12 protein-coding genes are annotated in these 13,046 nt (G+C 60.0%); 7 read left to right on the plus strand and 5 right to left on the minus strand.

Annotation, left to right across the window (positions count from 1 at the left end):
• Positions 1-16: 16 nt before the first annotated feature.
• The 6 genes from pqqF (at position 17) to pqqE (ending at position 5,822) form a co-directional block, all read left to right on the plus strand.
• On the plus strand, positions 17-2,443 hold the full coding sequence (pqqF, locus tag J7E41_RS27115) for a pyrroloquinoline quinone biosynthesis protein PqqF (protein ID WP_214997310.1): 2,427 nt from the start codon (positions 17-19) through the stop codon (positions 2,441-2,443).
• Positions 2,444-2,602: 159 nt separating this feature from the next.
• A complete protein-coding gene (gene pqqA / locus J7E41_RS27120; RefSeq protein ID WP_003194766.1) occupies positions 2,603-2,677 on the plus strand; it encodes a pyrroloquinoline quinone precursor peptide PqqA in 75 nt (24 codons plus the stop codon).
• Between the two features lie 74 nt (positions 2,678-2,751).
• Positions 2,752-3,663: a pyrroloquinoline quinone biosynthesis protein PqqB gene (gene pqqB / locus J7E41_RS27125; RefSeq protein WP_214997311.1), complete on the plus strand. Its 912-nt coding sequence runs from the start codon at positions 2,752-2,754 to the stop codon at positions 3,661-3,663.
• An 11-nt stretch (positions 3,664-3,674) separates the two neighbouring features.
• Positions 3,675-4,427, plus strand: a complete 753-nt coding sequence (gene pqqC / locus J7E41_RS27130) for a pyrroloquinoline-quinone synthase PqqC (RefSeq protein WP_214997312.1) — start codon at positions 3,675-3,677, stop codon at positions 4,425-4,427.
• Positions 4,424-4,699 (plus strand): pyrroloquinoline quinone biosynthesis peptide chaperone PqqD, encoded by a 276-nt coding sequence (pqqD, locus tag J7E41_RS27135; protein ID WP_214997313.1) that lies wholly within the window; start codon positions 4,424-4,426, stop codon positions 4,697-4,699. The genes pqqC and pqqD overlap by 4 nt, the downstream gene beginning before the upstream one ends.
• The gene (pqqE, locus tag J7E41_RS27140; protein WP_155584479.1) at positions 4,692-5,822 is read left to right on the plus strand and encodes a pyrroloquinoline quinone biosynthesis protein PqqE; all 1,131 of its coding nucleotides are present in this window, start codon (positions 4,692-4,694) and stop codon (positions 5,820-5,822) included. The genes pqqD and pqqE overlap by 8 nt, the downstream gene beginning before the upstream one ends.
• A 5-nt stretch (positions 5,823-5,827) precedes the next feature.
• Here the strand turns inward: pqqE and J7E41_RS27145 are convergent, their stop codons facing one another.
• The 3 genes from J7E41_RS27145 to J7E41_RS27155 form a co-directional block, all read right to left on the minus strand.
• Positions 5,828-5,986, minus strand: coding sequence for a YqaE/Pmp3 family membrane protein (locus J7E41_RS27145; protein WP_214997315.1), 159 nt, complete (start codon positions 5,984-5,986; stop codon positions 5,828-5,830).
• A 98-nt stretch (positions 5,987-6,084) separates the two neighbouring features.
• Positions 6,085-6,393: a helix-turn-helix domain-containing protein gene (locus J7E41_RS27150; protein WP_214997316.1), complete on the minus strand. Its 309-nt coding sequence runs from the start codon at positions 6,391-6,393 to the stop codon at positions 6,085-6,087.
• Between the two features lie 171 nt (positions 6,394-6,564).
• Positions 6,565-7,845, minus strand: coding sequence for an aspartate aminotransferase family protein (locus J7E41_RS27155; protein ID WP_214997317.1), 1,281 nt, complete (start codon positions 7,843-7,845; stop codon positions 6,565-6,567).
• A 209-nt stretch (positions 7,846-8,054) separates the two neighbouring features.
• Here J7E41_RS27155 and J7E41_RS27160 point away from each other — a divergent pair, with 209 nt between their 5' ends.
• On the plus strand, positions 8,055-8,954 hold the full coding sequence (locus J7E41_RS27160) for a LysR family transcriptional regulator (RefSeq protein WP_214997318.1): 900 nt from the start codon (positions 8,055-8,057) through the stop codon (positions 8,952-8,954).
• A 227-nt stretch (positions 8,955-9,181) separates the two neighbouring features.
• Here the strand turns inward: J7E41_RS27160 and J7E41_RS27165 are convergent, their stop codons facing one another.
• Positions 9,182-10,960: an acyl-CoA dehydrogenase C-terminal domain-containing protein gene (locus tag J7E41_RS27165; RefSeq protein ID WP_214997319.1), complete on the minus strand. Its 1,779-nt coding sequence runs from the start codon at positions 10,958-10,960 to the stop codon at positions 9,182-9,184.
• Positions 10,961-11,185: 225 nt separating this feature from the next.
• Positions 11,186-12,970, minus strand: coding sequence for an acyl-CoA dehydrogenase C-terminal domain-containing protein (locus tag J7E41_RS27170; protein ID WP_214997320.1), 1,785 nt, complete (start codon positions 12,968-12,970; stop codon positions 11,186-11,188).
• Positions 12,971-13,046 lie beyond the last annotated feature (76 nt).

Consider the following 13,046-nt stretch of genomic DNA (forward strand, 5'->3'; position numbering starts at 1 on the left):
CGTTTCGGAAGTGCTCATGCCTGCGGCCCACCCTCATCACCTTCATCTGACCCTGGCCAACGGCTTGCGGGTTTCCTTGCATCATGCGCCGCGCTTGAAGCGTGGTGCTGCTGTCTTACGGGTGGCGGCTGGCAGCCATGACGTGCCTTCGGCGTGGCCAGGATTGGCGCATTTTCTTGAGCATCTGTTGTTTCTCGGTACCGAACGCTTTCCCGCAAACGAAGGGCTGATGACCTACGTGCAGCGCCTCGGAGGCCAGGTCAATGCGAGCACTCGCGAGCGCATCACCGACTTCTTCTTTGAACTGCCCGTGGCGAACGTTGGTGACGCACTGGAGCGTCTGGCGGACATGCTGGCCCATCCGCGCCTGGCGCTGGAAGATCAACGGCGTGAACGCGAAGTGTTGCACGCGGAGTTCGTGGCCTGGTCCCAGGATGCCAAGGCGCAGCAGCAGATAGCGCTGCTGGAAGGTCTGGCCGCCGATCATCCAATACGGGCTTTTCATGCGGGCAACCGCGCCAGCCTGCCGGTGGAGCGTGAGGACTTTCAGCAAGCCTTACGGGGTTTCTACGAACGCTTCTATCAAAGCGGGCAAATGACCTTGAGTCTTGCGGGCCCGCAGCCCTTGGTCGAACTGGAAGCACTGGCGCAACGGTTCAGCGAGGATCTGACGTCAGGGCCTTTGCGCTCGCAAGAGGCTCCACCGGCATTGATGACCGGCCATGAAGGGCGTTATCAGCACACTGACACAGGCCACCTGCACCACGTCATCACCTGCGACATCCCTCGCGAGGCGCTGGACTTTCTCTGCACCTGGCTCAACGCTGCGGCCCCCGGAGGGTTACTCGCCGAACTGAGAGCACGACAACTGGCCACCGCGCTGCAGGCGAGCGTGCTCTACCACTTTGATGGGCAGGCGGTGCTGGATATCGACTTTACCCTCGGCACACAAAGCGAACCGGCGACGCAAATCGAAGCGCTTTTGCACGACTGGCTGAGCTTTTTCGCACACGGCGACTGGACTCCACTGCGAGAAGAGTTCGCCCTGTTGGTCGCTCGTCAGCAACAGACTCAAGGTGCCTTGGCATTGGCCAGGCGCGATAGCGAAGATCTGGAGCCGCAACTGTCCGAACACCACGCCGCAGCCCTCAAAGCCTGGCTGGGCTCGCTGCACCTGGAGCCTGCCCGGCACAGCTGGAGACTGCCGCCGAATAACCCATTCCTGCGTCCAGCCCCCAAGGAAGAACGAGCCGGGCTGATTCGCGGCCAGACCAGCGCCCATCGTGGCTTGCGTACCTTTGCCCAGGATCGCTCACGCGGGCGAAAAGATCTGTCAGCACTGACCTTCAGCCCCGCCTTGCCGGATAACACAGGAGAAGGCGTCCTGTACCTGCGCTGGCGCCTGGATTCAGCGCCACACACAGACCTTTTCCCACGCCTGGAAAGCAGCCTGCAGACACTGCGCGACGATGCTCGCCAAGCGGGTGTCGACCTGTCCTTCGAGACGCTGGGAAATGACTGGCAGTTAAAAGTGAGCGGCCTGCACGAACCCATGCCGGCGGTGCTGGAACAGCTATCGCGCAGCCTGGCTCAACCTGATCAACAGGCCTGGCAAGCAACGCTGCCGACTGCCGAGCCGCTGATCGCGATCCGCCAACTGCTCGCGCTATTGCCGGGCTTTTGCGCCGACAACCATCCCGTCGCCGCATTGCCCACCGCAAGCCTTGCGGACCTGAAAGACGCCTGGTCAACCGCGCGCTGGTACGGGTTTGCAGCCGGTTTGCCTACTGCCTACGAGATGGCGATCAAAAGCGTGGCGGGAAGCTTGCCGGGCCAGCCCACACACCGTGTCGATAAAACTGCTTCGGTCAACGGACAGTACCGTTGGCACTCGGTCGAGACGGACTCCAGCGAAGCCGCCTTGTTGCTGTTCTGCCCGACCCCGACGCAATCCCTGGCCGACGAAGCCGCCTGGCGACTGCTGGCGCACCTCGGGCAGGCACCGTTCTATCAGCGGCTGCGGGTCGAGCTGCAATTGGGCTACGCCGTATTCAGCGGTGTCCGACAAATCAACGGGCAGACCGGCCTACTGTTTGGCGTGCAATCTCCCAGTGCTTCGCTGGAAGAAATACTCGGTCATCTCCAGGCCTTCCTTCAAAGCCTCCCGACGTTGATCGCTGGATCTGACGAACAGGCAGCCCACACCCTGGCGAACCAGTTCTCTCCAGAGTCGTTACCAACCACCCAGGCCGCCGAGTGGCTGTGGCAGGCCCAACTGGCCGGCCATCCGTCGGATTACATGGAGCAGTTACAAAATTTCATCCGCAGCTGCACGCAAGAGAACTTATTGCACGCCGCCAAACAACTGAATCAGGCCGACGGCGGCTGGCATTGCTTGGCCAGCGGGCCTTGCCCGGGTGAGCCGTGGCAGCCGGTGAAATGATCATTACCAACCTTGCAACGAGCTTTCTTCGCCAAGCTGAAGCGAGCGCGGTGAAAAATTGAGTAACATAGCTGCCTAAGCATCTGAACATCTCCGACCGGAGGTGGACTATATGTATAGCTAGTAGTAAACGTCCCACCCATCCACAGGAGAATTCCCATGACTTGGTCCAAACCTGCTTACACTGATCTGCGTATCGGCTTTGAAGTCACCATGTACTTCGCCAGCCGTTAATTGATTTGTATTGCAACGCAACGCCTCGGCTCGCCGGGGCGTTTTTATTTTGAGTTTTGTGTGATGGAGCGAGCATGTTCGTCCAGATTCTAGGGTCCGCCGCCGGCGGTGGTTTTCCGCAGTGGAATTGCAATTGCGTGAATTGCGCCGGCTTTCGCGAGGGGACGTTGCGAGCCCAGGCGCGCACGCAGTCTTCCATTGCGATCTCCGATGACGGCGTGAACTGGGTGCTGTGCAACGCCTCGCCAGATATTCGCGCCCAGTTGCAGAGTTTTGCCCCGATGCAACCCGGCCGTGCCCTGCGGGATACCGGCATCAGCGCGATCATCCTGATGGACAGCCAGATCGACCACACCACCGGCCTGTTGAGCCTGCGTGAAGGCTGCCCGCACCAAGTGTGGTGCACCGACATGGTCCATGAAGACCTGAGCACCGGCTTTCCATTGTTCACCATGCTGACCCACTGGAACGGCGGCCTGGCCTGGAACCGTATCGAACTGGATGCCAGTTTCACCATCCCCGCCTGCCCCAACCTGCGCTTCACTCCGCTGCCGCTGCGCAGTGCCGCACCGCCCTACTCGCCCCATCGTTTCGACCCGCACCCGGGCGACAACATCGGCTTGATCGTTGAAGACCTGCGCACCGGTGGCAAGCTGTTTTACGCCCCGGGCCTGGGCAAAGTGGACGCCCCGTTGCTGGAGATCATGGCCGGCAGCGACTGCCTGCTGGTGGACGGCACGATGTGGGATGACGACGAAATGCAGCGCCGTGGCGTGGGCACCCGCACCGGTCGGGAAATGGGCCATCTGGCACAAAACGGCCCCGGCGGCATGCTGGAAGTGCTGGAACAACTGCCCAAGCAACGCAAGGTGCTTATCCACATCAACAACACCAACCCGATTCTGGATGAGGACTCGCCCGAGCGAGCCGAATTGGTGCGACGCAATGTGGAAGTGGCGTACGACGGCATGAGCATTGAATTGTAGGAGTGAGCCAAATGACTGACACACCGCTGACCACCGTCGAGTTTGAACAGGCCCTGAGGGCCAAGGGCGCCTTCTACCATATCCATCACCCCTATCACGTGGCGATGTACGAAGGCCGGGCCACCCGCGAGCAAATCCAGGGCTGGGTCGCCAATCGCTTTTACTACCAGGTGAACATTCCCCTGAAGGACGCCGCGATCCTGGCCAACTGCCCGGACCGGGAAATCCGCCGCGAGTGGATCCAGCGCCTGCTCGACCATGACGGAGCCCCCGGCGAAGACGGCGGCATCGAAGCCTGGTTGCGCCTGGGCCAGGCGGTCGGGCTCGACCCGGATCAACTGCGCTCCCAGGAACTGGTGTTGCCCGGCGTGCGCTTTGCCGTCGATGCCTACGTCAACTTCGCCCGCCGCGCCAGTTGGCAGGAAGCCGCCAGCAGCTCCCTGACCGAGCTGTTCGCCCCGCAGATCCACCAGTCGCGCCTCGACAGTTGGCCGCAGCATTACCCGTGGATCGACCCTGCCGGCTACGAGTATTTCCGCACACGCCTGGGCCAGGCGCGACGGGATGTCGAGCACGGTCTGGCGATCACGCTGCAGCACTACACCACCCGCGCGGGCCAGGAGCGCATGCTGGAAATTCTCCAGTTCAAACTGGACATCCTTTGGAGCATGCTCGATGCCATGAGCATGGCCTATGAACTGAACCGTCCGCCGTATCACAGCGTGACCAGCGAGCGGGTCTGGCATAAGGGAATCACTCTATGAGTTTCGATCGCAGCAAAAAACCGACCTGGCGCCAGGGCTATCGCTACCAGTACGAGCCCGCGCAAAAGGGTCATGTGCTGCTGTATCCGGAAGGCATGATCAAGCTCAATGACAGCGCCGCCTTGATCGGTGGTTTGATCGATGGCGAGCGCGACGTAAGCGCCATCATTGGCGAACTGGAAAAGCAGTTCCCAGGTGTGCCCGAGCTCGGTGGCGACATCGAGCAATTCATGGAGGTCGCCCGTGCAGAGCACTGGATCACCCTTGCCTGAAAAGCCTGAAATCGGCCTGCCGCTATGGCTGCTCGCCGAGCTGACCTACCGCTGCCCACTGCAATGCCCGTATTGCTCCAACCCGTTGGACTTTGCCCAGCAAGGCAAGGAGCTCAGCACCGAACAGTGGATCAAAGTGTTTCGTGAGGCCCGGGAAATGGGCGCCGCGCAACTGGGGTTTTCCGGCGGTGAACCCCTAGTGCGCCAGGACCTTGCCGAACTGATCGGCGAGGCCCGCAAGCTGGGGTTCTACACCAACCTGATCACCTCCGGCATCGGCCTGACCGAACAGAAGATCAGCGACTTCAAGAAGGCAGGCCTGGACCATATCCAGATCAGCTTCCAGGCCAGCGACGAACAGGTGAACAACCTGCTGGCCGGCTCGAAAAAAGCCTTCGCGCAAAAACTGGAAATGGCCCGTGCAGTGAAAGCCCACGGCTATCCGATGGTGCTGAACTTCGTCACCCATCGGCACAATATCGACAAGATCGACCGCATCATCGAGCTGTGTATTGCCCTTGAAGCGGACTTTGTCGAACTCGCCACTTGCCAGTTCTACGGCTGGGCGCAGCTCAATCGTGTCGGCCTGTTGCCGACCCAGGAACAATTGGTCCGCGCCGAGCGCATCACCAACGAATACCGTGCCAAGCTTGAAGCCGAAGGTCATCCCTGCAAGCTGATCTTCGTCACCCCGGACTACTACGAGGAACGTCCGAAAGCCTGCATGAATGGCTGGGGCAGCATCTTCCTGACGGTCACGCCGGACGGCACCGCGTTGCCATGCCACGGCGCCCGCCAGATGCCGGTGCAGTTTCCCAACGTGCGCGATCACAGCATGCAACACATCTGGTACGACTCATTCGGCTTCAACCGCTTTAGAGGCTATGACTGGATGCCCGAGCCGTGCCGCTCCTGCGACGAGAAGGAAAAGGACTTCGGCGGCTGCCGCTGCCAGGCGTTCATGCTCACCGGGGATGCCAGCAACGCCGACCCGGTGTGCAGCAAATCCGAACACCACGGCATGATCCTCAAGGCGCGCGAAGAAGCCGAACACGCCACCCAGACCATCGAGCAACTGGCCTTTCGCAATGAACGCAACTCACGGCTGATCGCAAAAGGCTGAACGCTTTAGCGTTTGGCGATGATGTACACCGCGTGCACGATGCCCGGGATATAACCGCACAAGGTCAGCAGGATATTCAGCCAGAACGCGCCGCCGAAACCTACTTGCAGGAACACACCCAGGGGAGGCACCAGAATGGCGATGATGATGCGAATGATGTCCACAGTGTCAGCTCCTTAAAATCGGCTCGTGTAAGCCGTACAGCTAATCGACCTTGGCCATTCGGCAGGGTTCAGTGGAATCTGGCTTGTGGCCATCTCCGTCAGGCCAGAATCTCCAACCCGTGCTTCTGCACGATGCTCAGTAGCTTGAGCGCCATACCACTGGGCTGTTTTTCACCCGACTCCCACTGCTTCACGGTGGAGGCGCTGGTGTTCAAGTAACCGGCAAACACCGGCTGGCTGACATGACTGCGCTCGCGGATCTGCTTGATTTGTTCAGCGGGTATTTGTACCGGGACAGGGGCCAGGCATGCCTCGTCGAACTGACGCAGAGTGGTCTTGCTGATAGCGCCGATTGAGTACAGTGCAGCGGCCGATTCGTGAATCGACTTGAGGCTGTCTTGGCTCATGATTAAACCTCTCTGACTTTTCAGAAAACTACCACTCAGTGGTAGATAAAGACAAAAGCATTCTCTCCGTACCAATCAAACTCAAACCGCCGAGACAAAAAAACGCCCCCAACCAAAAGAATCAGGCTGGAGGCGCCGCGTATACCGCGAGACGGTTCAGGGAATAAGGGCTTAAACGGCGATGCCCTTGCGGCATTGCAGTTGTGCGGTGTGTACACGAGCAAAGGCACGGGCCAGGCGCAGGAGCATTTCGTCGATGTTGCTCTTGCTGACGGTCAAGGCCGGGGTGAAACGCAGGCAGTTCGGCTGTGGGGCGTGGAGGATCAGGCCTTCGTAGAGCGCCGCCTTTACCACGGTATCGGCGGAATCATCCGACAGGGTCAACCCCCAGAGCAGTCCTTGGCCACGCAGCTCGCCTTGGTCGTAGCGATAAGCCAGGCGGGCGAGACCTTCCTTCAGGTAGTGACCGGTCTCGCGGATGTGTTCGAGAAAGCCACTGCCCAACACAGTGTCGAGTACCGCCGCACCGGCCGTCGCCATCAGCGCGTTACCGTGATGGGTGCCTTTCAGTTCGCCGAGTTCAAAACAACACGCCTTGCCTCGGGCCAGCAAGGCTGCCAGGGGTACACCACCGCCCAGGCCTTTACCGAGGGCGATGATGTCGGCGCGCACGCCATAACGTTGTTCGGCCAGCAAAGTGCCGCAGCGGCCGATGCCGGTTTGTACTTCGTCGAAAATCAGCAGGATCCCCAGCTCGCGGCACAGACGTTCGACGCCCTTGAGGTAATGCTCGGTCGCAGGAATAACCCCGGCCTCACACTGGATCGGCTCCAGCATGATGGCGACCGTTTGCGCATCCACTGCGGCATGCAACGCCGGCAGGTCGTTGAACGGGACATGGCTGAAGCCAGGCAACTGGGGTTCGAAGCGGTTTGCGCCAGCGGCGTCTGACGCCGACATCGTGGCAAAGCTGCGCCCGTGGCAACCGTTGCTGGCGGTGATGATGTGATAAGCGCCGCCGCGATGCAGTTGGCCCCATTTACGTGCCAGCTTGATCGCCGCCTCACAGGCTTGCGCACCGCTGTTGAGCAGGTAGGCCTGGTCGCTGCCAGTGCTGTGACACAGGCGGCTAGCCAGGTTCAACTGACTGCGATTGTGCAGACCGTTGCCGGGATTGAGCAGCGTGTATGCCTGGTCAGCGAGGGCTTTGGCCAATACTTGCGGGCTGTGGCCGAGGCTGTTGGCACCGCCGCCTTGGGTGAAGTCAAGGTACGCATGGTCGTCGCTGTCCCAAAGCCAGGAACCCTGGCCACGCACAAAAACCTGAGGCGGTCGGGCCACGCTGGGCATCAGGCAGTCACTGGACAGTTCGTCCCGCAGCATCGGCGTTTCAGGTTCCCGTATCAGGTCATCAAGGCTGGGGGCAGGACGGCGCAGATTGAACAGGTTCATGGGCATGACCTTTTGGCAACCCGACGTTTGTCGCTATCGCCGATCAACCTCTGCTTGAGATTTTTTGCATTGCCTATGTAAACAGCATCAACATAAACAGTATTCATCGTGCGCTCTGGCCCTGTAAGCCTTGTGAATAGGCGCTAGACTAGGCGTCTTGGGGTCACACGGCCATTTCGATTTTCCAGCTTTTTCGATAAGCATTACTTATGGATTTCAAGCAACTGCGTTATTTCGTCGCGGTGTATGAGGAAGGCCACGTAGGCCGTGCGGCGGAGCGCCTGTCGATATCACAACCGGCTTTGTCGCAGCAGATCCGCCAGCTCGAACAGAACCTCGACGTCAGCCTGTTCGAACGCAGCAGCAAGCGCCTGCTGCCCACACTAGCCGCCCACACGCTGTACAACCACGCCCTGCCCTTGCTCGATGGCATGCAGCAAGCGGTCGAGGCCCTGCGCAACTTCAAAGGCCAGGCCTTGCGCACCTTGGCCATCGGCGTACTGCAAACCGTGCACACCAGCCTGGTGCCGAAAATGCTGGAGCGGGTACGCAAGGCCCATCCGCACCTCGTGGTGCAGATCTACGAACTGACTGGCATTGAGATCGAGCGCCGCCTGCTCAACGGCTCGTTGGACATCGGCATCAGCTACCTGCCGCCGCGCCAGCCAGGCCTGCACGGCGTGCTGCTGTACGAAGATGAATTGAAGGTGGTGATTCCTGCCGACCACCCGTTGCGGGCGTTCAAGAAGGTCTCCCTGAAACAGGCCGCCGAGTTGCCGATGTTGCTGCTGGGAGAAGAGTTCCAGGTACGACAGATCTGGCAGGGCCAATTGGCCAACCTCGGTCGACGACCTCAGGTGCAGGCAGAGCTGAATACCATGGCAGGGATTCTCGACAGCCTGCCTCATACCAAACTGGCTACGGTGTTGCCCGGGCGCTCCCAAGATGAACACAACAGCAAGGCGTTGCTATGGAAACCCCTGAGCGAACCACGGGTTCCGTTGAAAGTGGGGCTGGTGTGTCGGGATGTGCAACGCCAGCAGGCAACACTTGAGTTGCTGCGCACGCTGCTGGAAGACGTGATGAATGCCCCGGACGTGCAGGCCTGAACTTTTTCGCAGGCAAAAGAAAACCCCGCCGAAGCGGGGCTTTGCAGACTGTTTCCCTGACATCCATTTCACTCCACCATCCTGGCAGAATCCTACGTGTCCCTGTTGTTGCTTTGCGCTTCCTGCGCGACGTCCATGTGAAGTAGATTATCCGTGGATCCAATCCAGCGATAGAGGACGATTAGCAGCACGTCATGTAAGAGAATGCTTACATGACCACTCCCCAATCAGAACTGTGCTTCATCCAGCAAATACAGCGATTCACTGCCTGCTCTCACCGACGCGCTAAGGGACTGAATCCGCGGCAACAAACGGGCAAAGTAGAAGCGCGCGGTTCCCAGTTTGCTGGCGTAGAAGTCTTCCTGCTGCTCTTTGCCCAACGCCGCCTTGGCCATCAGCGCCCACATGTAGGCATAGGCCATGTAACCGAACGCATGCAGATACTCCACCGAGGCCGCCCCAATTTCATTGGGGTTGGATTTGGCGCGGTCCAGTACCCAAGCAGTCAGCTCATCGAGGTCATCCACCGCCGCATTCAGCGGTTGGGTGAACTCGGCCAGTTCGGCACCGGCGGTCGCGGTAAAATGGCGAATCTCGTCAGCGAACAAGGTGTAGAACGCCCCGCCGCTGCCAACGATCTTGCGTCCCACCAAATCCAGAGCCTGAATACCGTTGGTACCTTCGTAGATCTGGGTGATGCGCACATCACGTACCAGTTGCTCCTGGCCCCACTCGCGAATGTAGCCGTGGCCGCCGAAAATCTGCTGGCCGTGAACGGTGGTTTCCAGGCCCAGGTCAGTCAGGAACGCTTTGGCCACCGGTGTCAGCAATGCCACCAGGTCATCGGCACGCTTACGGGTCGCCGCGTCTTCGCTGAACTTGGCGGTGTCCAATTGCATCGCCACGTAGGTGGAGAATGCACGGCCGCCTTCGTTCGAGGCTTTCATGGTCAACAACATCCGTCGCACATCGGGGTGGACGATGATCGGGTCAGCTACTTTGTCCTTGGCTTTTGGACCTGTCGGCGAACGGCTTTGCAGACGGTCACGGGCGTACTCGATAGCGTTCTGGTAGGAGCGCTCGCCGGACGCCAGGCCTTGGATGCCGACGCCCAGACGTTCGTAGTTCATCATGGTGAACATCGCCGCCAAACCACGGTTTGGCTCGCCCACCAGATAGCCCACGGCTTCGTCGAAGTTCATCACGCAGGTCGCGGATGCCTGGATGCCCATCTTGTGTTCGATGGAGCCGCAGGTCACCGGGTTGCGCGCACCCAGGCTGCCGTCGGCATTGACCATGAACTTGGGCACCAGGAACAGCGAGATGCCTTTGGGCCCGGCCGGTGCATCCGGCAGCTTGGCCAGTACCAGGTGGATGATGTTGTCGGTGAGATCGTGTTCGCCACCGGTGATGAAGATCTTGGTGCCGCTGACTTTGTAGGAACCGTCAGCCTGAGGCTCGGCCTTGGTGCGGATAATCCCCAGGTCGGTCCCGGCATGGGGTTCAGTCAGACACATGGAACCGGCCCACACGCCGGAGTACATGTTCGGCAGGTAAGTCGCTTTGAGCTCTTCGCTGGCGTGGGTGTTGATCGACACACACGCGCCGGACGTCAACATCGGGTACAGACCGAAGGCCAGGCCCGAGGAGTTGATCATCTCTTCAACCTGGGCCGATACCGCCTTGGGCATGCCCATGCCGCCATAGGCCGGATCGCCGCCAACACCGACCCAACCGCCTTCAGCGTAGGTTTTGTAGGCATCCTGGAAACCGGCTGGGGTGCTGACCGCGCCATTCTCCCAGCGGCAGCCTTCTTCGTCGCCGCCACGGCTCAGCGGGGCAATTGTTTTGGCAGTGACTTTGCCGGCTTCCTCAAGGATCGCCTCAACGGTCTCGGCATCGACCGTGTCCGCCAATGCCGGCAGTTGGGCCCAAAGTTTGGCGACCTCGAAAACTTCGTTAAGGACGAAGCGCATATCGCGCAGCGGCGCTTTGTAGTCAGCCATGGCAAACCTCGTGAGACTTTAAAGTGATTCGGGTAGTGTCGGTTTTATAGACCCTGAGTGTACCCGAACAACTTTTGAGACACATAGGGTCCAAACATGACCGCAAAGTATTTGTCGGTCACAATAATATCCTGTCGCCGATGCCGAATGCTGCGATAAGACCGAAGGTCTTCAGCGATCCTGAATCCTTGCGCCTCTGCGAGGCGATCGCAGCTTCGCCAGCGGCTACAAGGCAAACAACTCCGCCGGCAGACTCATCAAGCACTCACTCCCCGCCTCCACCGCCGCGCGATGCGTGGCCGTGCGCGGCAGCAGGCGCTTGAAGTAGAACTCACAGGTGGCCATCTTGCCCCGGGCATAGTCACTGTCGCCGCTACCGTCCTCGAGTTGCGACTGAGCCACCAGTGCCATGCGCAACCACAGGTAGGCCAGGATGATGTAACCGCTGTACATCAAATAATCCAGGGCCGCCGCACCGACTTCATCGGGGTTTTTCATGGCGGCCATGCCAACCTTCACCGTCAGCTCGCCCCACTGCTGGTTCAGCTCATTGAGCTGCGCCACATGGGCCTTGAGTGACGGGTGATCGGCATTGGCGGCGCAGAACTTATGAACGATTTTGGTAAAGCCCCGCAGCAGTTTGCCCTGGCTGCCGAGCACCTTGCGCCCCAACAAGTCCAGAGCCTGAATGCCATTGGTGCCTTCATAGATCGGCGCAATCCGGCAATCACGCACCAGTTGCTCCATGCCCCATTCGCGAATAAAGCCGTGGCCGCCAAACACCTGCATGCCGTGATTGGTCACTTCCAGACCGGTTTCGGTCATGAGGGCCTTGCAGATTGGCGTGAGGAACGCCAACAGGTCCTCGGCCTCTTGGCGCTGGCCTGCATCGCCGCTCAGGTGTGCGGTGTCGAGTAATTGCGCAGTGAAATAGGTCAGCGCCCGGTTGCCTTCGTTAAAGGCTTTCATGGTCAACAGCATCCGCCGCACATCGGGATGCACGATGATCGGGTCGGCGACCTTATCCGGGGCCTTGGCGCCGGTCAGGGAGCGCATCTGCAAGCGGTCGTTGGCGTACTTGATCGCGCCCTGAAAGCTCGCTTCTCCCAGGCACAAGCCCTGCATCCCGGTGCCCAGCCGTGCGTGGTTCATCATGGTGAACATGCAGTTGAGGCCCTTGTTGGCCTCGCCAATCAGGAAGCCCTTGGCGCCGTCGAAGTTCAGCACGCAGGTGGCCGAGGCCTTGATCCCCATCTTGTGTTCGATGGAGCCGCAGCTTACGCCGTTGCGTTCACCTGAATCGGGCAGGAACTTGGGCACGATAAACAGCGAAATGCCTTTGGTGCCGGCGGGCGCGTCCGGCAGCTTGGCCAGCACCAGGTGGATGATGTTTTCACTCATGTCGTGCTCGCCGGCCGAGATGAAAATCTTGCTGCCGGTGACCGCATAGCTGCCGTCAGCCTGGGGCACGGCGCGGGTCTTGATAATCCCCAGGTCCGTGCCGCAGTGGGCTTCAGTCAGGCACATGGTGCCGGTCCATTGGCCAGCGGTGAGTTTGCTCAGGTAGGTGCTTTTCTGCTCCTCGGTACCATGAGCGTGAATCGCCGACATGGCGCCATGGGTCAGGCCCGGGTACATGCCCCACGAGGTGTTGCTGGAGGCAATCATCTCGCTGAGCACCAACCCCAGGGACGACGGCAAGCCTTGCCCTCCATACGCCGGGTCTGCCGCCAAGCCGTGCCAGCCACCTTCCACGTACTGCGCAAAGGCTTCCTTGAAGCCCTTGGGCGTGGTTACCACGCCATTGTCAAAATGACAGCCTTCTTCATCACCCGGCCGATTCAGCGGTGCGAGGACGTTTTCGCAGAATTTCGCGCCTTCTTCGAGGATCGCGCTGACCATGTCCGGGCTGGCATCGGTCGCACCCAATTCAGCGTAATGGCCATGGAAGTCAAAGACGTGATCGATCAGAAAGCGCATGTCGCGCAGGGGAGCTTTATAGTCAGGCATGATGATTTCTCCGGCAGCAGATGGCTTCAAGCTACTGCTGCACGATGCCTCGGACAATCACTGTAGGGCCGCTGAA

This window comes from Pseudomonas fluorescens, from assembly GCF_018614655.1.
Classification (GTDB): Bacteria; Pseudomonadota; Gammaproteobacteria; order Pseudomonadales; family Pseudomonadaceae; genus Aquipseudomonas; species Aquipseudomonas fluorescens_BX.